Source organism: Billgrantia gudaonensis (assembly GCF_900100195.1).
Taxonomy (GTDB): domain Bacteria; phylum Pseudomonadota; class Gammaproteobacteria; order Pseudomonadales; family Halomonadaceae; genus Halomonas; species Halomonas gudaonensis.
Genome location: NZ_FNES01000009.1, coordinates 146,727 through 169,689 on the forward strand (window position 1 = coordinate 146,727; position 22,963 = coordinate 169,689).

At 67.3% G+C, this 22,963-nt stretch carries 25 protein-coding genes and 1 riboswitch; of the genes, 2 read left to right on the forward strand and 23 right to left on the reverse strand.

The features are described 5' to 3' along the window. Positions 1-29: 29 nt before the first annotated feature. Entirely contained in the window at positions 30-791 is a 762-nt protein-coding gene (locus tag BLP96_RS12195; protein WP_089686538.1) for a glycerophosphodiester phosphodiesterase family protein, read from the forward strand. A gap of 15 nt (positions 792-806) precedes the next feature. Here BLP96_RS12195 and BLP96_RS12200 read toward each other — a convergent pair whose 3' ends face one another. The 14 genes from BLP96_RS12200 to cobT all read right to left on the reverse strand — a co-directional run bounded on the left by BLP96_RS12200 (position 807) and on the right by cobT (position 14,661). Next, entirely contained in the window at positions 807-2,273 is a 1,467-nt protein-coding gene (locus tag BLP96_RS12200) for a cobyric acid synthase (RefSeq protein ID WP_089686540.1), read from the reverse strand. After that, positions 2,270-2,875: a cob(I)yrinic acid a,c-diamide adenosyltransferase gene (cobO, locus tag BLP96_RS12205; RefSeq protein WP_089686542.1), complete on the reverse strand. Its 606-nt coding sequence runs from the start codon at positions 2,873-2,875 to the stop codon at positions 2,270-2,272. Before cobO ends, BLP96_RS12200 begins: the two co-directional genes overlap by 4 nt. 1 nt (position 2,876) lies before the next feature. Next, a complete protein-coding gene (locus BLP96_RS12210; RefSeq protein WP_089686544.1) occupies positions 2,877-4,217 on the reverse strand; it encodes a cobyrinic acid a,c-diamide synthase CobB in 1,341 nt (446 codons plus the stop codon). 1 nt (position 4,218) lies between these two features. Then, positions 4,219-4,986 carry an ABC transporter ATP-binding protein gene (locus tag BLP96_RS12215; protein WP_089686546.1) on the reverse strand — a complete coding sequence of 256 codons (768 nt, stop codon included), beginning with the start codon at positions 4,984-4,986 and terminating at the stop codon, positions 4,219-4,221. Then, complete coding sequence (locus BLP96_RS12220; protein WP_218118608.1) at positions 4,986-5,933, reverse strand: FecCD family ABC transporter permease; 948 nt, start codon at positions 5,931-5,933, stop codon at positions 4,986-4,988. Before BLP96_RS12220 ends, BLP96_RS12215 begins: the two co-directional genes overlap by 1 nt. 46 nt (positions 5,934-5,979) lie before the next feature. Beyond that, entirely contained in the window at positions 5,980-6,870 is an 891-nt protein-coding gene (locus tag BLP96_RS12225) for a cobalamin-binding protein (RefSeq protein WP_218118607.1), read from the reverse strand. After that, positions 6,867-8,675, reverse strand: coding sequence for a TonB-dependent receptor domain-containing protein (locus BLP96_RS12230; protein ID WP_089686550.1), 1,809 nt, complete (start codon positions 8,673-8,675; stop codon positions 6,867-6,869). The genes BLP96_RS12225 and BLP96_RS12230 overlap by 4 nt, the downstream gene beginning before the upstream one ends. A gap of 153 nt (positions 8,676-8,828) precedes the next feature. Next, positions 8,829-9,110, reverse strand: a riboswitch (cobalamin riboswitch). 57 nt (positions 9,111-9,167) lie between these two features. Next, entirely contained in the window at positions 9,168-9,596 is a 429-nt protein-coding gene (locus BLP96_RS12235; protein WP_089686553.1) for a bifunctional adenosylcobinamide kinase/adenosylcobinamide-phosphate guanylyltransferase, read from the reverse strand. After that, positions 9,548-10,189, reverse strand: a complete 642-nt coding sequence (locus BLP96_RS12240) for a histidine phosphatase family protein (protein ID WP_089686554.1) — start codon at positions 10,187-10,189, stop codon at positions 9,548-9,550. Before BLP96_RS12240 ends, BLP96_RS12235 begins: the two co-directional genes overlap by 49 nt. Further along, the gene (gene cobS / locus BLP96_RS12245; RefSeq protein ID WP_089686556.1) at positions 10,141-10,899 is read right to left on the reverse strand and encodes an adenosylcobinamide-GDP ribazoletransferase; all 759 of its coding nucleotides are present in this window, start codon (positions 10,897-10,899) and stop codon (positions 10,141-10,143) included. The genes BLP96_RS12240 and cobS overlap by 49 nt, the downstream gene beginning before the upstream one ends. Positions 10,900-10,917: 18 nt before the next feature. Then, on the reverse strand, positions 10,918-11,454 hold the full coding sequence (locus tag BLP96_RS12250) for a bifunctional adenosylcobinamide kinase/adenosylcobinamide-phosphate guanylyltransferase (RefSeq protein ID WP_089686558.1): 537 nt from the start codon (positions 11,452-11,454) through the stop codon (positions 10,918-10,920). Beyond that, positions 11,451-12,623: a pyridoxal phosphate-dependent aminotransferase gene (locus BLP96_RS12255; RefSeq protein ID WP_089686560.1), complete on the reverse strand. Its 1,173-nt coding sequence runs from the start codon at positions 12,621-12,623 to the stop codon at positions 11,451-11,453. The genes BLP96_RS12250 and BLP96_RS12255 overlap by 4 nt, the downstream gene beginning before the upstream one ends. After that, a complete protein-coding gene (gene cbiB / locus BLP96_RS12260; RefSeq protein WP_089686561.1) occupies positions 12,620-13,612 on the reverse strand; it encodes an adenosylcobinamide-phosphate synthase CbiB in 993 nt (330 codons plus the stop codon). The genes BLP96_RS12255 and cbiB overlap by 4 nt, the downstream gene beginning before the upstream one ends. Next, a complete protein-coding gene (gene cobT / locus BLP96_RS12265; protein WP_089686563.1) occupies positions 13,609-14,661 on the reverse strand; it encodes a nicotinate-nucleotide--dimethylbenzimidazole phosphoribosyltransferase in 1,053 nt (350 codons plus the stop codon). The genes cbiB and cobT overlap by 4 nt, the downstream gene beginning before the upstream one ends. Positions 14,662-14,828: 167 nt before the next feature. Between cobT and BLP96_RS12270 the strand changes: the two genes are divergently transcribed. Then, positions 14,829-15,911, forward strand: coding sequence for a PA0069 family radical SAM protein (locus BLP96_RS12270; RefSeq protein WP_089686565.1), 1,083 nt, complete (start codon positions 14,829-14,831; stop codon positions 15,909-15,911). Between the two features lie 6 nt (positions 15,912-15,917). Here the strand turns inward: BLP96_RS12270 and BLP96_RS12275 are convergent, their stop codons facing one another. From BLP96_RS12275 to BLP96_RS12315, 9 genes are all read right to left on the reverse strand, one after another. Next, entirely contained in the window at positions 15,918-16,916 is a 999-nt protein-coding gene (locus tag BLP96_RS12275) for a zinc-dependent alcohol dehydrogenase family protein (protein WP_245682236.1), read from the reverse strand. A gap of 40 nt (positions 16,917-16,956) precedes the next feature. Beyond that, on the reverse strand, positions 16,957-17,757 hold the full coding sequence (locus BLP96_RS12280) for a DUF2797 domain-containing protein (protein ID WP_089686600.1): 801 nt from the start codon (positions 17,755-17,757) through the stop codon (positions 16,957-16,959). A 49-nt stretch (positions 17,758-17,806) separates the two neighbouring features. Next, entirely contained in the window at positions 17,807-18,091 is a 285-nt protein-coding gene (locus BLP96_RS12285) for a YeaC family protein (protein ID WP_089686567.1), read from the reverse strand. Between the two features lie 26 nt (positions 18,092-18,117). Beyond that, positions 18,118-18,966, reverse strand: coding sequence for a rhomboid family intramembrane serine protease (locus BLP96_RS12290; RefSeq protein ID WP_089686570.1), 849 nt, complete (start codon positions 18,964-18,966; stop codon positions 18,118-18,120). Positions 18,967-19,140: 174 nt separating this feature from the next. Then, positions 19,141-20,145 (reverse strand): metallophosphoesterase, encoded by a 1,005-nt coding sequence (locus tag BLP96_RS12295; RefSeq protein WP_089686572.1) that lies wholly within the window; start codon positions 20,143-20,145, stop codon positions 19,141-19,143. A gap of 1 nt (position 20,146) precedes the next feature. Continuing rightward, positions 20,147-21,043: an NAD(+) kinase gene (locus BLP96_RS12300; protein WP_089686574.1), complete on the reverse strand. Its 897-nt coding sequence runs from the start codon at positions 21,041-21,043 to the stop codon at positions 20,147-20,149. A gap of 75 nt (positions 21,044-21,118) precedes the next feature. Next, positions 21,119-21,988: a carboxylate/amino acid/amine transporter gene (locus BLP96_RS12305; protein WP_089686576.1), complete on the reverse strand. Its 870-nt coding sequence runs from the start codon at positions 21,986-21,988 to the stop codon at positions 21,119-21,121. A 70-nt stretch (positions 21,989-22,058) separates the two neighbouring features. Then, positions 22,059-22,562, reverse strand: coding sequence for a YqaE/Pmp3 family membrane protein (locus BLP96_RS12310; RefSeq protein WP_089686577.1), 504 nt, complete (start codon positions 22,560-22,562; stop codon positions 22,059-22,061). A gap of 89 nt (positions 22,563-22,651) precedes the next feature. Further along, positions 22,652-22,963: IS3 family transposase (locus BLP96_RS12315; RefSeq protein ID WP_143005100.1), on the reverse strand; the 312-nt coding region annotated here is incomplete at its 5' end.

The following is a 22,963-nucleotide window of genomic DNA, read 5'->3' on the forward strand; positions in this document are numbered from 1 at the left end:
GCGGATGTCCTGCCAGCCGGAGCGAACGCATGTCAGATCGTCATCCCAGCATCGACCTGCCGCCTCTGATCGCCCATCGCGGGCTCTCCGCTCGTGCTCCCGAGAACACCCTGGCTGCAGTCCGTGCCGCCCACCGTGCCGGCTGCACTTGGGTGGAGCTCGACGTGCAACTGCTCGGCGACGGCACACCGGTGATCTGGCACGACGCCAACGTGAGGCGCTGCTCGGATGGTCGAGCGGCTCTGGCCGACCTCGATCTCCCCAGAACTCGTCAGTTGGACGTCGGTGCCTGGTTCGCCGATGCCTTCGCGGGCGAGCGAATGGCCACCCTGCGCGAGATGCTCGAGCTCATCGATGCACTCGACATGGGGCTCAATCTGGAGCTCAAGGTCAACCGCGGGCGCAGCGCACCGGCACTGGTCGACGGCGCGCTTCCCACCCTGCTCGATGCCCTGCCGCCCGAGCGGCTGATCGTCTCCTCGTTCAACGACGCCGCCCTGGACCATGCGCGGCACTTCGCCGGGCCCGAGCGACTGGCGCTGGGCGTTCTCTTCGAGGGGCTGCCGCGCGACTGGCTAGCCCGCTGCGAGGCGGTCGACGCCTTCAGCGTGCACACCGACTGGAAGCGGCTGAGCCAACGCGGCGCCCGAGCCGTCCGCCAGGCGGGCTATCGCCTACTGGCCTACACCGTCAACGACCCCGCCGCCTTCGCCCATCAATGGGCCTGGGGCGTGGAGAGCGCCATCACCGACGACCCGGCACCGTTCGAAGGGCGCCTGCCAACCTTCTGACTCCGACGCAGTCCGCTACCCGTCAGACAGCAGCCTTTCGATGGCAGTAAAATCCAAGCAGGACTCGACCGTATCCGCCAGGCGGTCGAGCTCCCGCTGGCGATGCTCCCGGTAATCCACCGCCGCCTCCGCAGCGGCTGACCCACAGCGCGCCAGCAGTGCCGTGCAGGCCTCCGGCCGGTCGAACAAGCCATGCAGGTAGGTGCCCATGACCTGGCCATCGTCGCTGACCGCACCATCCGCGCGTTCTCCTTCGCGGTCGTCGAGCGCGACCAGCGGGCGCGCCAGCGCCGGCCCCTCGCTGACCCCGTTGTGGATCTCGTAACCGCTGACGGGAACGCCCTCCGGCGACAGGCGACCCGCCACGTTACGCAGCTGCTTGCCGGGCACCATGCGCGTCTCGAGGTCGAGCAGTCCAAGCCCCGGCGTAGACCCGGCCGGCCCCTCCAGGCCCTCTGGGTCGTGGACGACACGGCCCAGCATCTGGAAGCCGCCGCAAATGCCCAACACCCGGCCGCCGTAGCGCAGGTGGCGCCGGATGGCGGCCTCCCAGCCCTGGCTGCGCAGCCAGGCGAGGTCGGTGCGGGTGCTCTTGCTGCCGGGAAGGACGATCAGATCGGACGGCGGGATGACCTGGTTCGGCCCCACGAAGGTGAGTGCCACCCGAGGATGCAAACGCAGGGGGTCGAAGTCGTTGTGATTGCTGATGCGCGGCAGCGCCGGAACCACCACGCGCAGCGCCGGCTCGCCATCGTCGTGCCCGGCGCGACCGATGCTGTCCTCGGCATCGAGGAGCAGGCCATCCAGATAAGGCAGCGTGCCGAGCACCGGCTTGCCGGTACGTTCGGCGAGCCACGTCAGGCCCGGATCGAGCAGCGCCAGGTCGCCGCGGAAACGGTTGATGATGAAGCCTCGGGTACGCGCCCGTTCGCTGGCGCTGAGCAGTTCCAGGGTGCCGACCAGTTGGGCGAAGACCCCGCCGCGATCGATGTCGCCGACCAGCAGCACCGGGCAGTCGACCCTCTCGGCAAAGCCCATGTTGGCGATATCGTTGTCGCGCAGGTTGATCTCCGCCGGGCTGCCCGCCCCCTCGGCGATGATCATGTCGTAACGGCTCGACAGCGCCTCCCAGGCGGCCATCACGCCAGCGCGTGCCTGGCGCTTGTAGGCGTGGTAGTCCAGGGCGTCCATATGGCCGTGTACCCGCCCGCGCAGGATCACCTGGGCGCCGCGGTCGCTCTCCGGCTTGAGCAGCACCGGGTTCATGTCGCTGTGGGGCTCGACGCCACAGGCCAGCGCCTGCAGGGCCGTGGAGCGGCCGATCTCGCCGCCGTCCGCCGTCACCGCACTGTTGAGCGCCATGTTCTGCGGCTTGAACGGCGCCACCGACACGCCGTGGCGCGCCAGCGCCCGACACAGGGCCGCCACCACCGTGCTCTTGCCGGCATCCGAGGTGGTGCCCTGGATCATCAACGTCGTCAAAGTTCGACGCCTTTCTGGGCCTTCACCCCCTGATCCTTGAAAGCGTGCTTGACCAGTTTCATCTCGGTTACCGTGTCGGCCAGCTCGATCAGCGCCTTGGGCGCATAGCGGCCGGTGACGATGGCATGCTGCATCGCCGGACGCGCCTGCAGGTCGTCGAGCACCCGGTCGAGATTCAGGTACTCGAAATGCAGGGCGATATTGAGCTCGTCGAGCAGCACCATGTCGAAGCTCGAGTCGGCGAGCATGCGGCGGGCGACTTCCCAGGCCGCCTCGGCCTTCTCGATGTCGCGTTCGCGGTTCTGAGTATCCCAGGTGTAACCCTCGCCCATCACGTGGTACTCCACGTTCGGCAGGTCGCGGAAGAACGCCTCCTCGCCGGTGCTGAAGGCGCCCTTGATGAACTGCACCACGCCCACCTTCATGCCGTGGCCCAGCGCACGGGCCAGCATGCCGAAGCCGGCACTGCTCTTGCCCTTGCCCGAACCGGTGTGCACCAGCAACAACCCCTGCTCTTTGTCGGCTTGGGCGATGCGCTCGTTCATGATCCGCTGCTTGATCGCCATGCGCTCGGCATGGCGCTGGGGGTCGACGTCTTTCATGTCAGTCTCCTGATGAGTTGCAAAGGGCGGCATCCAGACCGCTGCCCGTGAAGATGGCAGCGGTGAGTGCCGGTGCCGAAGGAAAGTAGCCATGGAAGTAACTGGCCGTAAGGCTGCCCTCACGATAGATCGCCTCGGCAGCACTGCCCGCCAGGCGCCGGGCCCGGACCACTGGCACCCGAGCGGTTTCGAGCTGCGAATGATGGTAGGTGTGGCCGCGCAGCTCCCCCAGTGCCGTGTCCAGACTCTGCAGGCCCAGGGCACTGAGCTTGCCGGTCATCCGTGCGGTGCCGGGCAGCAGGCCGAACGGGGCATGCTCGGCACCATGTTCATCGACGAGCCGTTCCATGCAAACCATCAGTCCACCGCATTCGGCCAGGATCGGCTTGCCCGCCTCGTGGTGGACGCGGATCGCCGCGTGCATCGGCGCGTTGGCGGCGATCCTGGCGGCATGCAGCTCCGGGTAACCGCCGGGCAGCCACAGGGCATCGCAGACGGGCAGTCCGGCGTCCTCCAGCGGCGAGAAGAAAGCCAGTTCGGCGCCCATGGCCTCGAGCAGATCGAGATTGGCGCGATAGATGAAAGCGAAGGCGGCATCGCGAGCCACGGCGATGCGCCGACCTTCCAGCAGCCGCGGCGGTGGTTCCGGAGCTTCGGTTTCCAGTTCGACTCGGGCCGGCAATCGATCGAGGCCCGCCTCGGCTAGCACCTCGGCGGCGGCATCCAACTGGGCGTCGAGCCCCTCTAGCTCGTTGGCCTGCACCAGTCCGAGATGGCGATCGGGAATCGCCATGGCATCGCTACGCGGGATGGCGCCGAGCAGTGCGAGTCCCTCCGGCATGCTGTCTGCCAGCAGCCGGCCGTGGCCGGGGCTGCCCACGCGGTTGGCAATCACCTCATGGATGGCGAGCCGCGGATGGAAGTTGGCGAGCCCCTGGGCCACAGCGCCGAAGGTCTGGGCCATCCCCCAGGCATCGATCACCGGCAGCGCCGGCAGACCGGCCAGTATCGCCAGATCGGCGCTGGATGGATCGCCGTCGAACAGTCCCATGGAGCCTTCGACGAGGATCAGGTCGGCCTCCCTGGCGGCCTCGGCCAGGCGCCAGCGACACTCGGCAGTACCGGTCATCCAAGGGTGGAGCTGGTAGACCGGTGCGCCGGAGGCGACCTCCTGCACCATCGGATCGAGATAGTCGGGGCCATGCTTGAACACCCGCACCCGGCGTCCTGCGTTGCGGTGCAGCCGCGCCAGCGCGGCCGTGACCATGGACTTGCCCTGGCCGGAGCCGGGAGCGGTAATCAGGGCGGCATGGGCTTCGCCGCGAATCGGGGTCGTGGTCATGTCACCTCACGGGTACGAAAACGGGAGCGCCGTCGACGGTCGTCGTCGCCAGGCGCTGGCCATAGAGTCGCTCCAGGACGCTCGGCACCAGCATGGTGTCGCGCGGTCCCCAGCACGCCTCGCCATCGGGATAGAGCAGCAGTACCCGATCGCACCAGCGCGCAGCCAGGTTGAGATCGTGCAGGCACATCAGCACGGCGCGCCCTTCGGCAGCCTGCTCGGCGAGCAACGCCATGACCGCAGTCTGGTGGTGCAGGTCGAGATGGTTGGTGGGCTCGTCGGCCAGCCAGATCGCGGGTCCCTGAGTGAGCACCGTGGCGATGGCCAGGCGTTGGCGCTCACCGCCGGAGAGCGTGTTCACCAGGCGTTCCCCCAGGTGGGCCACGTCGAGGCGCGCCAGGGCCGCCTCGGCCAGTTGCACGTCCTCGCCGCCCTCCATCTGCCAGGGCGAGAGCCAGGGATGGCGTCCAATCAGCGCCGTCTCGCGCACCGTGGCAGGGAAACCATCGTGACGCTCCTGGAAGACCAAACCCAGGGCACGCGCGACCCGGCGACGCGACAGCGCGGCCAGTGGCTCGCCGTCGAGACGCACCGTACCGCGGCGCGGGGCACGCAGCCCCGCCAGGGTGTGCAGAAGCGTCGTCTTGCCCGCCCCGTTGGGACCCAGCACACCCCACACCTGCCCCGGTTCCAGGCTCAGGGTCAACGCCCGGCCATCGCCCCGGCCCGGCACGTCGATCACCAGCTCGCAGGCCTCGAGTCGGCTCATCAGCGGCTCCGGTAGAGCAGATAGAGGAAAGTAGGCACGCCGAGCAGCGCCGTGATCACCCCCACCGGCAGCTGCTCGGGCGCGATGATCGTGCGCGCCAGGGTATCGGCGAGCACCAGCAGGGTACCGCCGGCCAAGGCACAGGCAGGCAGAATCAGGCGCTGGTCGTTGCCCAGCACCAGGCGCAGCATGTGCGGCACCACCAGGCCCACGAAACCGATGCTTCCGGCGGTGGTGACCGCCATGGCGGTGAGCGCGCTCGCCGCCAGGTAGATCGTCCATTCCAGGGGCCGGACCGCCACGCCCAGCGCCGCGGCCTGAAGCGCCCCACGGGCCAATACATTGAGGCTGCGTCCCAAGGGAATGGCCAGCAGGCATACGCCCACCAGCAACATCGACGGCAGCAGGGGAGAGCGCGCATAGGCGAGATCGCCCATCAGCCAGTAGAGCATGCCGGGCAGGCGTTCGACGGGACTCACCGCCAGCATCAGGGTCACCACGGCACCCCAGCCGGCCGCCACCACCACCCCGGTGAGCAGCAATCGTGCCGGCGTCCAGCTGCCTGTGCCATGCGCCAGGCCGAATACCAGCAGGGTGGACAGCAGTGCGCCGGCAAAGGCCGAGCCAGTGATCAGCGCACCGCCGAGCCCCGCCAGCATCGCGGCCAGTGCTCCCACCGCGGCACCGCCGGAGAGTCCCAGCACATAGGGATCGGCCAGTGGGTTGCGCAGCAGCACCTGCATCAACGCCCCGGCCAGCGCCAGCAAACCACCGGTGGCAAAGGCCGAGAGTGCCCGCGGCAGACGCAGCTCGAGTACCAGGGTGCGCGACAGCGGCTCGCCCTGGCCCGTGGCCACTGCCCACAGTTCCCCGGGCGAGACCGCCACGCTGCCGATGCCAACGGCCAGCGTCAGGGCCGCCAGAGCAGCCAGTGCCAGCACTCCGATCGGGCGGCCCAGCCCGCGGTGGCTGCCGGTCACGCCCAACGCATGCCTAACGATGTGCACGTGCCTTCTCCAGTTTCTCGCAGAACAGGCGGCTGCCCTCGAGCAAGCGCGGTGTGGGGCGCTGAATCAGCGACGGCGGCACGAAGAAGAGGTTGTCGCGCCTCAATGCCGTCAGACTCGGGTACTGCTCCCAATGGGTGAGCCACTGGCGATTCTCCTCGCCCATGCCGCCGGCCAGTATCGCCTCCGGATCGGCGGCCAGCACGGAGGCATCGTCGATGCGCGGCACCAGACGATCGAGGTCGCCGAAGACGTTGACGCCACCGCAGGCACTCAACACCTTGCCGATCAGGTGCTCGTCGTTGATGGTCATCAACGGCTCGTCCCACACCTGATAGAAGACCCGCACGGACGAGCGGTCGGCATAGCGCTCGTGGATCTCGGCCATGCCATCGCGAAAGCGTGCAGCCTCGCGCCGTGCCACCTCCCGAGTGCCGGCCAGCTCGCCCAGGCGTTCGATGGCGCTGGCCACGCCCTCGAAGCTGCGCGGCTCCAGATAGAACACCGGCACGCCCAGCGACTCGACGGTCTCCAGCTGTTCCGGCGGATTGCCGGTCACCCAACCGATCACCAGAGCCGGACGCAACGCCGCCAGGCGCTCCATGTCGAGGCGCGTATGACTCCCCACCTTGGGCACTTCGCGTGCCTCGGGGGGGTAGTCGCTGTAGTCGACCACCGCCACCACCTTGTCGCCGGCCCCGGCGGCATAGACGAGCTCGGTGGCCCCGGGCGAGAGTGCCGCGATGCGCTCGGCCGGCGCCGGCAGGCACACCTCGCGCTCGGCATCGTCGGTGGCACACACCTCGGCGTAGGCCGACGACGCCGCCATCGGCAGCAGCGACAGGGCCAGAGCGATCAGGAACCGACGCGACATCATCCGCCGAAATGCACGCTGAGGAAGGCGGCACGGCCAGCGTTGATGTAGCCTCCGGCGGTCTCGTACTCCTTGTCGAGCACGTTATCCAGCGTCAGCCGCGCCGACCACATCGGTGCGAATTCCCAGCCAGCGCGCAGGTCGAGCAGGCCGAAGCCGGGCAGACGATCCTGCTCGCCATCACTGTCGTACCGGTGGTTCTGCACGATCCATGAACCGCCCAGCGACCAGTCGCCCAGTTCGCGATCGACATCGAAGCGCAGGCTTTGCGTGGCACGGCGCGGCAGCCGATCGCCGGTGTCGCGATCCTCGGGGTCGGTATAGGTGAGCGCCGCCTGCAGGGTCCAGGCGTCGATCTCGGCACCGGCGGAGAGTTCCACGCCGCGAATGCGCGCAGCATCGATCTGCACTGGCGCATACATGCCGCCGCCTTGATCCTTCCAATCGATGAGATCATCGATGGTCGTCTCATAAACCGCCAGATCCCAGAACATCGGCGCGAACTGCCCACGCACGCCCACTTCGAAGGTCTCCGACGTCTCCGGGTCGAGATCGGGGTCACCTCCGAAGGGAGTGTACAAGTCATTGAAGCTCGGCGCCTTGAAGGCGGTGCCATAGCTGGCTCGCAGGGTGTGGTGAGCATCCAGTGCATAGCCCAGCGCCAGGCTCCCGGTCACTTCACTGCCATAGGCCTCGTTGTCGTCATGGCGCAGACTGGCCTGTACGGTCAACGGCGAGAAGTCCAGCAAGCTCTGGGCGAAGACGGCCGTATTGTCACGGCTGTCGACCTCGAAGTCGCTGGTGCCCGATACCTGGTCTTCGCTGTACTCTGCGCCGACGATCAGTTCATGGGACGCCAGACTCAGGCGGTTTTCCCAGTGAGCCGTCTGCGTGCGCGTATTGATGGTGGACGGAAAAGCGGTGTTGAAGGTGTCCAGTTCATCTCGGGACTCACTCAGGGTCAAACGGCTTTTCCACTGCTCGGTGACGGGCACTTCGCCATAGATGCCGGCCACTTGCTGGACGAAGTCGCTCTCGCCGCCATCGAACTCGGTATTGCCGCGCGCGCGCAGCCCCAACAAGCCGATTTCGCCACCGCCATCGAAGGCATGCGAAAGCCGAACGAGACCGGACGTATTGTCGTAGCCCTTGTCCTCGCCGCCGCGACGAATAGGCGCGCCATCGGTCGCGAAATGGCTGGCGGCGAAGCTGTAGCGGGTACCTCCTTCGCTGCCCGAGAGCCCGGCGCTCAAACGGCGTGAATCGAAGCTACCGCCGCCGACGGAAACGCGGGGATGCGGGCTGCCTTCTTCCGCTTCGTGCGTGAACAGCTGCACCACGCCACCGATGGCATCGGCGCCGTAGAGGCTGCCACGCGGACCGCGCACGATCTCGGCGCGCTCGAACATTCGTGGATCGAGGTGTTGCCACGCCGCGCTCCCCAAAGTGGCCGAACGCAGGCGAATGCCGTCGATCAGCAATACGTTCTGATCGCTGGCGGTGCCGCGAATGGAGACGCTGCTGGACTTGCCGAAACTGCCGTTGGTGGTGACGTCCACGCCCGGCTGACCGCGGAAGAGATCGGTCAGGCTGACGGGATCCTGGCGGCGCAGGGTCGCCTCGTCGAGCAGCGTGACGGAGGAGAGCGACTCGTCCGCGGTACGCGGCGCCAGAGCAGCGGTCACCACCAGGGGATTGAGGTCGACGGACCGGTCGTCTTCGGGTTCCGACTGGGCGTGAACGACCAGCGGAAGGAAAGCCAGGCCGAAGGCGGCCAGGCCACGGGGGGCGTTGCGTGTGGTGTTCATGGGAGTCCCTTGCTCGCCGTGCCTGCCCGCACGGCAATGGTGTCGCATTCACCGGGGCGGCAAGGAACGAGAGAGGGAGACGACGGCTTCGACGAGAACCCTGCCTCGTGGTCGCCCACCGCAACCCGGCATGAGGGAAACACGGTGTATCCGCGTTTCCTGGACTCTCGGGCCGGTCTCCGGGCTGACGAGTGGACGCGCAGCGTCCCGGAAAACCACCTTCCCATGCCGAGCGGCACAGTGGTATAGGGCATTCCCGGGAGCCTGTCGGATCTCGCAGTAAATCAGCGTTACGTCCGACAGACTCCTAAACTCGATCACCGTTGCGGGGGCAGCGTCGGAATGGCGGACTTCAATAAAGCACCGCGCACCGACTTCCCGTTTCACTCCGGCGTGTCTGCGCACGCCTGGAGCACCTGAGAGAGAACGTAACCTAGCAACCCGCCGTGGCCGGGTCAACGACGGCGCCCCGTGGGAACGAGAAACATCCTATCATTTCAGGGACTTCACGAGTCCATGTCGAACGTACTCGACGGCATCGGCAAGCTCGGCCACATCCTGGGCCAACCAACCGGCCAGGTCGCGCAAGCGGCGTAGCCGAGCCGCCATCGGCACGATGCCGCGGCCCATTTCGGGCAGGATCACGATGACGGTAGTACCGCGCTCTCGCTCGACGGCGACCAGCGCCTCGAGGGCAGCAACCAGTTGCTCGCGCAGGCGATCGTCGTCGGGCTCATCGCTCAGGGCCATTTCGATCCAGTCTGCCCAGCCGGTCACCACCAGCGGCACCTCGGCAACGACCGTCTCCCGCCAGTCGGGCAGTCGCGTACCGGCCTCCAGGCGATGCCAGCGAGCGGCCGGAAAGCGCTCGCTTACGGCGTCGCACTTGCCGGCACAGGCTCCGCCGATGAAGAGCTGCATTGCCACTCCCCCTCTCGTTGCACGAAGGTCAGGCGGCGACCTTCGGCCTGGCCTACGCTGCCTTCCCAGAAGTCGATCTCTTCGAAGTGCCGGCGCAACTCGCGGATCACCCCCCCATGGGTGATGACCAGCACGCGCTGGAGACCATGAGCCTCCACATCGGCGAGCAGATCCCCGAACCACTCTCCGAGGCGCTGACGCAAGGATCGAGTGGACTCGCCCCCCGGTGGGGCCTGTTCGCCCTGACTGTCGATCCAGGCTCGATAGGCGGGCAGTGCCTGGAGCTCCTCGTAACACTTGCCCTCGAACTCGCCGAAGTCGAGTTCGCGCAAGCGCGCGTCGAAATGCGGCTCGACACCGAGCCGGCGGCCGACCAGCAGATGCGCCAGGGTCTGGCGGCAGCGTATCAGGTCGCTGGCATGCACGGCATCGAACTCATCCCCGGCCAGCGACTCGCGCAGACGATCCAGGCCGGTGCGCGCCTCGGGCAGCAACAGCGGAATGTCACGCTGACCCTGGTAGCGGCGCTCACGGTTCCAGGCCGTCAGGCCGTGACGAACGACCACCAACTCCAGGCGATCAGCAACAGCCATAGCTCTCCTCCCTCGATGGCGGCACCCACGATATCGCCGTTGATGCCGGTAAAAGCTCGTGTCATTCCCCCACCGTACACCAGCAGGAAGGCCAGCAGCGCCCCCAGCAGCAGCGGCCATCCCGGCAGCAACGCAAACAGCACCGCCAGCGGCACGAGGGCCAGCAGCAGGTCACGCCGTTCGAGATCCTGCCGCCAGGTCCAGGCCAGCCCTTCTCGACGCGCACAAGGCGCCAGGCACAGCAAGGCCACGGCACCGAAGCGCGCCAGCGCCGGTACGGCCACCAGCACGCCTAGCGAGGCACCGGCGTTCAGCAGCGCCCAAACCAGCATGCCCTTCCAGGCCAGCAGGAAGACCAGCGCCAGGATGGCGAAGCTTCCCACCTGGGGATCCTTCATGATCTCCCAGCGCCGTGCCAGGGGTGCATTGCTGCCCAGGGCGTCGGCCACGTCCATGACACCGTCCAGATGAAGTCCTCCGGAAAGCGCCACCCACAGGCTGAGCAGCACGAGCGCCAGCAGCGGTGTCGGCAATACGCCGCTCAGCAGTGCAGCAAACGCCGCCAACAGTACGCCGATCGCCAGCCCCACCAGCGGATAGCTGCGCAGCGCCCAGCGCCGGGTGACCGGCGTCCAGGGGCACGCCACCGGTACCGGCAGCCGTGTCAGAAACTGGCAGGCCAGCAGCAGCCCGAAAGCGGCGTTCATCATGGTCTTCTTTCCTCGGGCTCAGGCATGCGGGGATTTCCAATCGATGGCCACACCGGCCACCACCTCGACGACGCGCTCGGCTTCCCGAGCGAGCGTGCGGTGCAGGCGTTGCAGGAAAGCGACATAGTCGCGCGTTGCGGCATCCTGCGGCAATGCGGCCTCGTTCAGGTCGTTGGAGACCACCACCAGGTCGAGCGGCCGGGTGCGAGCCGCAACCAGCAGCGCCTCGAACTGGGCGAGGCCGGCAGCACTGTGGTAACCGGCCTCGAAGCGCGCGCGGCTGGCCCACAGCGTCAGGCAGTCGAGCAGCACGCAGCTGCCGGGCTCGATACCGTCGAGTGCCTCCCCCAGTGCCAGCGGTACCTCGCGCGTGCACCACTCGCTGCCACGGTCACGGCGGTGGCGAGCGATGCGCGCGGCCATCTCGACGTCCGACGCCATCGCCGTGGCCAGGTAGTAAAGCGCCCCGCCGTGGGCTCGTTGGCAGTCGCGCGCCAGGCGCTCGGCGACCTCGCTCTTGCCCGAGCGCGCCCCGCCGCTGACGAAGACGATCATGACTCCCCACCCTCGCCCAGCGCGCCGAGCAGACGCGTGTTGGAGTCCCGGTCGCGCAGTGCCAGGCGCAGCCAGCCACCGTCGAGCCCGGGAAAGCCATGGGTATGGCGGGCCAGGATGCCGGCATGCAGCAACCGTTCGAACAGCCTCTCGGTCGTCAGGGCAATTGACTCAGTCATAAGCGCCTGAATCGAGCCGTCAACGGGTCTTCGGTGCTGGACCTGCCCTGCCGTCGCTTCGACATCAATCGCTGGCCGCACCAAAAAGAAGTTGGCACGACTCGGGATCACCTCGAGACCGGCGGCGGCGAGACCGGCCTGCAGGCGTGGCCGCTCGTCGGCCAGCCACTGCCGGGTACGAGCCAGGAAGGCGGTATCGGCCAGTAACGGGGCGACGAGCTCGGCCGCCAGGTGATTGACGCTCCAAGGTGGCTGGCACGCCTTAATCTTGCGCACCATTAATTCGCTCGCCAATAGATATCCCACTCGAAGTCCCGGCAATGCATAGAGCTTGGTCAGCGAACGCAACAGAACGAGATTGTCGAAGCGCGCCAGCAGGGGCGCCAGGCCCTCCTCGGGCGGCGTCACGAAGTCGATGAAGGCTTCGTCGATCACCACCCGGCAACCACGTGCCGCAGCCAGGCTCAGCAGCCGCTCGACCGTTTCGCGGGGCACCAGGGTACCAGTGGGGTTGTTGGGTCGACACAGGAAAAGCACCGGGCAACGCTCGATCCGGCGTTCGAGCGACTCGCTGTCTAGCCGGAAGTCGGGCCCGGCCAGCGTGATATCAGCGACCTCCATGCCATGGGCACGACAGGCCCGGGCATATTCATTGAAGGTAGGCTGAACGATGGCCGCCCGCCCGCCGGCATGTGCCGCCGCCACCAGGAAGATCGCCTCGGCGCCGCCGTTGGTCAGCAACACCTGCTCCACGGCCACGCCGGCCTGGCGGGCGATCGCCGTGCGGGCCGCGCGGTAGTCGGGGGCCGGGTAGTGCACCAGGCCGTCGGCCGCATCGGCCAGGCGGGACGGCACCCAGTCGGGCGGCCCCAGAGGATTCAGGTTGGTGCTGAAGTCGTGCAGCGGATGGTCGGGCGGGAGGCCGAAGCGCGCCAGCAGCGACGTGGCCTGGCCGCCATGCGAAGGCCAGGTGGCATCGTGCGTCGTCATGTCAGCCCCTCCCGGATCAACACCGCCAGCGCCATCAGCAACGCGAAAGCCAACCAGCCGCCGTGCATATGGCAGATCGCACGCTCGATGTGCCCCACGGCCAGCGGTTCGCCGCCCTCGCTCGGCGGGACGCCCAGCACCGCACGGTGCGAGGCCACGCCAGCGTAATGGTTGGTGCCGCGCAGCTGAACCCCCAGCAACTGCGCCACCATGGCTTCAGGCCAGCCGGCATTGGGGCTCGGGTGGCTTGGCGCCTGACGCCAGGTGGCCGCCAGCGCCCCAGTACGGTGGGCGCCCGGCATCGCCCAGGCAGCGAGCCACAGGGCCAGCGCGGTCAGCCTGGCCGGCAGCCAGTTGGCCAGGTCGTCGAGTTTCGCCGCCGCGTAGCCGAAGTCGGCATAGCGCACGTTGCGGTAGCCGACCATCGAATCCAGGGTATTGACCGCCTTGTAAGCCAGAGCCAGTGGCGCCCCGCCGAGCAGGGCCCAGAACAGCGGCGCAGTAATGCCGTCGACGCAGTTCTCGGCCACCGTTTCCACGGCGCCCCGGGCGATCTCGGCCTCATCGAGTCGTTCCGTGTCACGCCCCACGATCATTGACAGGGCGCGTCGGGCGGCAGGCAGATCACCGCGGCTAAGTGGCGAGGCCACCGCCCGGCCGGCATCGGCCAATCCCTTGATGGACAGCGCCGCGGCCAATAGCCACAGCTCGGCGGCAAGCGCCAGCCACGGATGCACCCGCGCAAGCAGCACCAGCGCTCCCCAGGTGAGCATGAGAGTACCCGCCACCACGGTCATCGTCATCGCGGCACCGCGCCAGCGCCGCGCTCGTGCGGAACCCTGGTTCCAGGCACGCTCCAGGACCTTAACCGCGCGGCCGATGCCCACCACCGGGTGCGGCAGGCAGCGCGGGTCGCCGAGTAGCAGGTCGATGACCACGGCAGCCGCCACCCACCCCAGCAGCGCCAACGTCAGGGGCTCCTGGGTCATGGCGTCTGACTGGCAGCGACCCCGGCATCCTCGAAGGTCGCCATCTCGGCCAGCATGCGGCAAGCCGCTTCCAGCAGCGGGAAAGCGAGCGCTGCACCGGTACCCTCGCCCAGGCGAAGCTCGAGCTCGAGCAACGGCCGGGCATCGAGCGCCGCCAGGGCATGGCCGTGGCCCGGCTCCTGGGAGCGGTGCCCGAAGATCAGATAGTCGCGCGTGGCCGACCCCAGCCGGCAGGCCACGAGCGCCGCCACCGTGGCGATGAAGCCATCGACCAGCAGCGGCACCCGTCGTGCCGCTCCCCCCAGATAGGCGCCGACCATGGCGGCGATCTCCAGGCCCCCGAGCTTGGCCAGCACGTCGAGTGGGTCATCGCGAGCCGGCGCGCGAGCGGCGATGGCACGTTCGATGATCGCCTGCTTGTGGGCGAGGCGCTCGACGGGAATCCCGGTACCGTTCCCGATCAGGCCGGTCACCGAACTCTCGGTGAGCACTGCCAACAGGGCGCTGCTCGCCGTAGTGTTGGCGATGCCCATCTCGCCGACGATCAGGCAGCGACAACCCGCCTCGGCGGCACGCTCGGCCGCGCGAATGCCCACCTCGATCGCCCGCACGGCTTCGTCACGGGACATGGCGTCTCGCTCGACGAAGTTGGCACTGCCTGCACGCACTTTCTCGTGGACCACTCCCGATGACGGCAGCTCGGCGGCCACCCCCACGTCGATCACCTCGAGGCGGGCGTCGATCTGCCGGGCAAAGACGTTGATCGCCGCACCGCCGGCCACGAAGTTGGCCACCATTTGTGCGGTGACTTCCTGAGGGAAGGCCGACACGCCCTCGGCGGCCACCCCGTGGTCGGCGGCGAACACCAGCACCCCGGGCGGCGCGACCCGGGGAAAGGCCTCGCCGGTGATGGAAGCCAGCGTCACGGCCAGCGCTTCCAGCCGGCCTAGGCTGCCCGGCGGCTTGGTGAGGTTGTCAAGATGAGCGGCGACCCGGTCTTCCATGGCGCTGTCGGCGGGTTCGAGACGCGCGAGGGTATCGGCGAGCATGCAAGCGTCCTGCGGTGGCATGGGTGACATCGAAGGCGATCATCATAGCAGCCCTGATCCGCTCCAGCAGAACCGCAGCGATATCGACGCCGTCGTCGTCGGCATGCCTTGGCGTCTTTCCGAAGCGCCTCTATACTGTACATGAATACAGTAACGGAGATTGCCGCATGCCTCGTTCCACCGCCGCGGCTCCCCACAAGGGGCGCGGCGCCACTTTCGACCCTGACAATCGCTTCGCTCCCACGCGGGTGGAGGCGGAGGACGACGGCTGGTGGCAAGAAGACGTCCCCGAGCGACTGGCCACCGAGGTCCGCGAGGAACGCGCTCGCAGCGCCCTGTCCTGGAACCGCTCGCCCGACCTCCCCTTCGACCGTTCGCTCAACCCCTATCGCGGCTGCGAGCACGGCTGCATCTACTGCTACGCCCGGCCCAGCCACGCCTACTGGGATCTCTCCCCCGGTCTCGACTTCGAGTCGCGCTTGATCGCCCGTACCGGGCTCGTCGAGCGCCTGCGCGAAGAGCTGGCCAAGCCCGGCCACGTGTGCCGCTCCATCAACTTGGCCGGCAACACCGACGCCTACCAACCGCTGGAGGCCGAGCGCCGGACTACCCGCGAGGTGCTCGCCCTGCTTCTCGAATGTCGCCACCCGGTGACCCTGGTCACCAAGAGCGCGCTCATCTTGCGCGACCGCGACCTGCTCGCCGAAATGGCCCGCCACCGACTGGTACGGGTGATGATCAGCCTGACGAGCCTGGATCGCGATCTCAAGCGTGCACTGGAGCCGCGCGCCGCCTCGCCGGCAGCCCGGCTGCGCACCATCGAGCAGCTGACGGCGGCAGGCGTGCCGGTGGGCACACTGATCGCCCCGGTGATTCCCGGACTCACCGACCACGAACTCGAGCGCCTACTGGGGGCCGCCCGCGAGGCGGGTGCCGGTACGGCCGGGTGGATGCTGCTGCGTCTACCGAGAGAAGTGGCGCCGCTGTTCGAAGAGTGGCTCGAAACCCACTACCCCGAGCGCGCCGCCAAGGTCATGAGCCTGATCCGCCAATGCCGCGACGGCGAGGTGTACGACAGCCGCTTCGGCAAACGCATGCGCGGCGAAGGCATCTTCGTCGACCTGCTCGAGCAGCGCTTCGCCCGGGCGTGCCGACAGCTGGGGTTCAACACGCCAGACGCCTGGGCGGCGCAGTCGCTGGATACCGCGGCGTTTCGCCCACCCCGCGCCCAGGGCGATCTGTTCGCTTGAGCCCGATCACGGAATGAGCACGGCAGCGCCCGACAACCGCCCTTGGCGCAGATCGTCCAGCGCCTGGTTGGCGGCTTCCAAGGGGTAGGCTCGGGTCTCGGTGCGGATCGGCACCTCGGGGGCGAGCGCCAGGAACTCCTCGCCGTCGCGGCGGGTGAGGTTGGCCACCGACCGGACGCTGCGCTCCTCCCACAGCAGGCGATAGGGGAAAGCGGGAATGTCGGACATGTGGATGCCCCCCGAGACCACCGTGCCGCCGGGTTTGACGTGACCGAGCGCCGTGGGCACCAGTTCGCCCACCGGCGCGAACAGCAGCGCGGCATCCAGCCGCTCGGGTGGCGCCTCGTCGCTACCGCCGGCCCACACGGCACCCAACCGCCGGGCGAACGCTTGAGCCGCGTCGTCCCCCGGGCGGGTGAAGGCGTAGACATGCTGGCCGCGGGCCACAGCGAGTTGGGCGAGGATGTGCGCCGCGGCACCGAAGCCGTAGATGCCCAGGCAGCGGTTCGCCTCGCCGCCGGCGAGCCGCCAGGTGCGATAGCCGATCAGTCCTGCGCAGAGCAGCGGTGCTGCGGCCTGGGCATCGTCGTCGTGGATGGGAAAGCAGTAGCGGACGTCGGCCACGGCGTACTCGGCATAGCCGCCGTCGCGGGTGTAGCCGGTGAACTCGGCACGCTCGCAGAGGTTCTCGCGGCCGGCGCGGCAGGGTTGGCACTCGCCGCAGGTCCAGCCGAGCCAGGGCACGCCGATGCGCTGGCCCACCTCCAGACCGGCGACGCCTTCGCCCAGCGCCGTCACCTCCCCCACCACCTCGTGGCCGGGCACGAGCGGCAGTCGTGGCTCGCTGAGCTCACCGTCGATGACATGGAGGTCGGTGCGGCAGACACCGCAAGCCAGCACCCGAAGCTGGATCTCGCCGGCACCCGGGTGCGGAACGGGAATTTCGTCGAGCGCCAGGGGCTGGCCGGGGGCATGCAGGCGCATGGCACGCATCGTGGCATTCATGGGCGAGCTCCTGTCTGGTCTTGCCTGATGCCAGGATAGCTCAGGCGGCGACCTCGACCTCATAGCCGGTGAACTTGCGCAGGTTGATCACACCGCTATCGAGGATCAGATACTGACCTTTCACGCCGTGTAGCATGCCGGAAACCTCCGGGTGCTTGTCGAAGTTGTGGGAGACGATCTTGCGCGGATACTCCAGCACCGGATAAGCCAGGCTCACCGCACGCTCGTCGAGGATACGGATGGCCTCGTGACCGAAGCGCTCGCGAAGGTTGGCCAACCCGCTGTCGAGACGCGCAAGCAGACGGTCGCGCTCGGCGGCGAGATCCAGCGGCGCCACCTCGCCCTTGAGCATGGCGCGCCAGTTGGTGCGGTCTGACACGGTCTCCTTGAACAGCACTTCGACGAAGCCGGCCTGTTGGCGGCTCTCCACCGCCAGCACCGGCAGGGCCTGGACGGCACCCTGGTCGAGCCAGCGGGTCGGCACCTGGGTGGCCCGGGTGATGCCCACCTTGAGACCCGATGCGTTGGCCAGGTAGACGACGTGGGGCTGGAAGCAGTGGCGCTCGCCCCACTCCGGCTCGCGGCAGGTACCCTCGTAGTAGTGGCACAGTTCCGGCTTGACGATGCAGGTATCGCACTGGGCGAGACGCTTGAAGCAGGGGTAGCAGTAGCCCTGACCGAAGCTCTTGCGGGTCGCTCGACCGCAATGCGTACAGGCGATGGCACCGCTCCAAGACAGGCGCAGCGGACGTCCCAGACAGGCATTGAGGTCGAGCCGCTGCGTACCGGCACGCAGCGTATAATGCGCCGGCGCGTTGCCGCGCCCGGGCTCCACGGCCATCTTGGTCAGACACCCCCGGATGACATGGCCAACGGCGATGGTCGATGCCTCATCCACGGGTGGCGTCCTGAGCCAGGCCGGCCAGCTCGGGGGGCACGTCGGCACCGCTGGCAGCGCTGCCGCAACTGCGCTGCGAAAGGTAGCCGACGCGCTGTTCCTCGGGCACCCGGCATTCGGCCTCATAGCGCATCACCGCCTCCAGGCAGAGCTCGGTCTGCTCGGCGGTGAGCCAACGACCATCGGGCCATTTGCGCAGGGCTACCGCCTGCTTGAGGCTCTCGTAGATGGCCGGAGTCATCTGCTGGATCATGCGCTCGAAGGTCATCTCGCTCATGGCATCGTTCTCGTGAAAGGGGAAAGTCAATGGCGGCGATGCGCCTTGCGGGAATGGTACCAGCCCATGGCCAACCCCACGACCAGGCCGCCCAAATGCGCTTCGTTGGCCACGTTGCCGAACCCCACCAGCGAGGCGGCATCGGTCATGGTGAACACCATCCAGCCGAGCATGAACACGACCAGCATCTGCGGTACGAAGAAACCACTGGACGGAACGCGGCGCGACATCAGCCAGACGTAGCCGAGCAGGGCGAAATCGACGCCGGACATGCCGCCGAAGAGCACCGTGCCGGCAGCGTACTGCGCGAGGTTGGCGCCGATACCGGCGATCAACAGCACGGCCAGCATGCGACGAGAGCCATGCAGCGCCTCGACCTGACGCCCGAAATACCACAGCCAGAGCATGTTGAAGATCAGGTGCATCCAGCCGAAGTGCAGAAAGGCCGGTGACAGCAGCCGCCATACCTGGCCGCTGGTGACAGCCTCGCCCAGGCTGCCCACGGCAAGACTACCGTTGGCCACGCCCACCGGCACGATGGTCAACAAGGCCACGACGAGATCGCCGAACAGCCCCATGGCGGCGAAGACCAGCAGACACAGCGCCAGGGTCGAAGCGGTCACCGGCGCCTGACGAAAGGGGACGGCCAGCGAAGCCCCCCCGCCGGCGGGCTTTCGACGCTCGGGCTCGAGCGCTTCACCGCGCTGCCAGCGCATGAGCAACTGCTGGAGGGCCGCTTGCTGGTCGGGATCGGCCAGCCACAGCACTTGCCCGTCCTCCTCCTCGGTGAAGCGGTGACCGATGCGATGCGCCCACAGCGCTCGTCGCAACTCGCTGGTGTCGATGTCGTGGGGGAACAGCATCACCCGATACATGAGCTCTCCTGAGTCGGCGTCGCGATCCCGCCACCGTACGCGCACAGAAAAAATCCGGCGGAAGGGGAGCCGCCGGACAAGAGCAAGGGATCATTCAAGGGAACACTTACTCTGATGAGCGAAGGCACGGGAAGTTCACGGTCATGATCGAAAAAAATCGTAGCTTTTTGTAAATCAATCAAAGTCGATCTCCCAGGGACGAGGCCTCGCCGTCTCCTCCTGCGGCACCCGAACCCACACGAAATGATCGGCGTTCAGGCGCGACTCGCCGCTCCAGCGATAGGCCACGAGGCGGCCGAACTTCACGGCGCTGTAGTCCAGACAGGCCACGTTGCGAGCCGGCAGCGAGGGAATGCCCTCGCACCAGTAGTGACCGATGAACAGCGGTGGCTCGTCCGCCCCGTAATGACTGAGATAGGCCCGCTCGCGGTCGGTCAGCGGCCGCGATTCCAGATCGTCGGGAAGATTGTCCGGCTGAAAGACCACATCGCCCCAGGTGCGTGGATTCCGGGCCCAGAAGTGGGCGCGAAAACTCCTGCGCGTGAAACCGTCGCCGGAATGGATCGTCACCCCTTCGGGAAGCGGAATGTGGGTACCGCGAGTCAGGCGATCCATCACTTGCCAGGCGAAGGTGCCATGTTCTACCGACGCCTCGAGGAAGGCCGAATCGATGCGCCCGTCGGGGTGCTCGCGGCGCAGCGCATCGATCAGCGGCTGATCCCAGCAGGCATGCACCACGCGCAGGCCAGGCAGCTCCAGCAGCAGCGGAATCTCGCGGAACCAGGCCAGCGCGTCGTCCCATTCGGCGGGGTGGTCCCGGTACTGCTCCAGGGTCTCCTTGATGATGCGATTGTGGCGCGGCGTATGCTCGCGCAGCCACTCGCGACCCAGGCGTGACGGCGCACGCTGACAGTAGGCCAGGGCATTGTACTCGTGATTGCCCATGACGATCTCGGCCTCGCCCTCCTCCACCATGCGTCGCACGATGTTCACCGCCAGGCGGATGCGTGGGCCGCGATCGATCAGGTCTCCGAGGAAGATGGCCCGACGCCGCGGATGACGATAGACGCCGCCGCGCCGATGATAACCGAGCTTTTCCAGCAGGCTCGCCAGCGTGGCACCGCAGCCGTGCACGTCGCCGATCAGGTCGAAGCCTTCGAGACTCGCGTATCGCGTCACTTCAGTCCCCCAGGCGATTGCTCCAGCCCAGCTTGCTGCGCAGGACCTCGTAGAAATTATGACCGTGCGGATGGACGAGCTGCACCCGCTGCGGCTTGCGTCGCACCACCAGAACGTCGTCGGGCTTGGCCACGGCGCGGGTCTGGCCATCGCAGCTGATGTGCGGGTAGGTCTGGTTGGTCTCGCCGATGTGCACGCGGATCTCGCTGGCCGCATCGATGACGATGGGGCGCGACGAAAGGGTATGAGGAAACATCGGGACGAGCTCGATCACGTCCAGCTTGGGATGCATGATCGAGCCGCCACCGGACAGCGAGTAGGCGGTGGAACCGGTGGGCGTGGCCATGATCAGGCCGTCGCTGCGCTGGCTGTAGACGAACTGCTCGTCGATGAACAGCTCGAATTCGATCATGCGCACCGCCTTGCCCGGATGCAGCACCACCTCGTTGAGCGCATCGCCGTTACCCACCAGGGTACCGTCGCGATAGAGTTCGGCATCGAGCAGGAAGCGCTCTTCCACTTCGTAGTGGCCGGCCAGCACCTCGCCGACCCGCTCCTCGAGCTCGACGGGCGAGATGTCGGTGAGGAAGCCCAGGCGGCCGCGGTTGACGCCCAGCACCAGGGTACCGCTGTGGCACAGGGTGCGGGCGGCCCCGAGCAGGCTGCCGTCGCCACCCACCACGATCACCAGGTCGCACAGCTCGCCCAGGGTACGGCGGCTCGCCTCGGGGTGGCCGTGATCGAGCAGCACCGTGGCGGTGCGATCCTCGACGATGACGTGATAGCCGCCTTCGTCGAGGAAACGCATCAGGCGCTTCAGCGTCTCGACCACCTCGGCACTGCCCAGGCGGCCAATCAGACCGATGTTCTTGAAAGCCTTGCTGGTGAAATTCTGCATGCCCTGGCTCGCTCGCTCACGGCCGCTCATTATGGCGACTGGCTGCAAGGCGGGCAAACTCGGAACCCAACGGACTCAGGCCAGGGCAGTGCGTCTTTTTTTCAACCACCACTCGTTGAGCACCAGCGAAGCGACGATGATGGTCCCACCCAGCGCCAGGCGCGGCAGGTCGGCATCGCGATTCCAGATCACCAGGTTGACCGCGAGCCCGGCGGGAATCAGGGCATTGTTCATGATGGCCAGCGCTCCGGCATCTACGCGAGTCGCTCCAAGGTTCCACAGGAAATAGCCGAGCCCCGAAGCGACCAGCCCCAACCACAGCAACACGCCCCATTGCACCCCGGTGGTGGGCAGCGCCGAGACGTTGCCCAGCAAGGCGAAAGCGGGCAGCGCCACGATCATGGCCCCCAGGTAGAACCAGGCGAAAACGCTGTGGCGCGGCAGGTTCTCGGGCAGCGTCGCCGAGAAGCGGCGATAGCCGACCTGCCCCAGGGCAAAGCAGAGATTGGCCCCCTGAACCACCAGGAAACCGGCCCAGAAGCCGCTGTCCAGGCCCTGGTAACGAATCACCGCCGCCCCGAGCACCGCCAGGGATGCGGTCAGCAAGTAGAAGGGCGTGAAACGCCCGAACAGGGCATCGTCCAGTAGCGCGATGTAGATCGGCGTGAAGATGGTGAACAGCAGCACCTCCGGCACCGTGAGCAGCAGGAAGGACTGATAGAAGAAGATGTACATCACGCCGAGCTGCACGGCGCCCAGCGCCATGAGCACCAGGCGCTGGCGACCGCGCAGCAGCGACGGCCGCAGGAACGGCAGGAAGACCGCGGCCGCCAGGGCCACTCGCAGACAGACGGCAAAGTAGCTATCCACCTGCCCCGCCAGGTAGACGCCGATCAACGAAAAAGAAAACGCCCAGAGGGCGGTGACGCCAATGAGGTAGCCCACGGTCAACTCCTGGAAAAATAAAAGTTGACGAAGGATACCCCCCGACGAAACACCGTTTCAAGGCAGCATTCTACGGCCGCCGCACCAGCCGCCAGGCGTGCACGGCCCCAGGAACCCAGCCCAGCAGGGTCAAGAGGACATTGCGCATCACTCGCTGCCCCCCGAAGCCGCCCATTCCCACCGCCAGCGGTGGCAAGAGTATCGCCAGGGCGAGCAGCGCCGCACGAGGAGCGGGCTCGTCCGGTACCGCAGGGGAAGACACGGGCGAGGACGTATCGGCCGGCGGCTCGTAGTGCTGCACGGCATCGAGGTCACGCGCCGGTTCGCCAGTTTCATGCTCGGTACCATCTCGATGCGCTTCATGATCGATCTTTTGATCGATCTGCTCGGCATCCTCGGCCAAGTCCTCGTGGTAGCGCTCCCACTCTTCCCAGTCGAATGGCGTTCCGGCATGCGGGCGATGATCGCCGGACTCACGGGCCCTCGCCCAGGCCTTTTCCTCCAGGGTGTTGGGGCGCAGCTCGTCACGCCCTCGATCGATGCCTTTCTTGGCCATGTATTCCCGTGCGTCCATCGATACCTCCAGCGGTGGCTCAGCGGGCATCGAGAGAAAATAGGACACCCGAGGCTCTTTGATCTTACCCAGCAATCGTGGACACCGATCTAAGCGATCACTCGGGCCTCGAAGGCCTCTGGGCTGATCATCCCAATCGCACTGTGCCGGCGCTGCCGGTTGTAGTCCATCTCGATGTACTCGAACACTTGCCGCCGCATGGCGTCCCGGGTCTCGAAACGCTCGCCATGGATCGCCTCGACCTTCAGGCTATGGAAGAAGCTCTCGGCGCACGCGTTGTCGTAGCAATTGCCCTTGGCACTCATGCTGCACTTCAGCTCGTGCTGGATCACCAGTGACTGGTACAGGGTCGAACAATACTGGCTGCCGCGATCCGAATGTACGATCACCTGCTTGGGCAT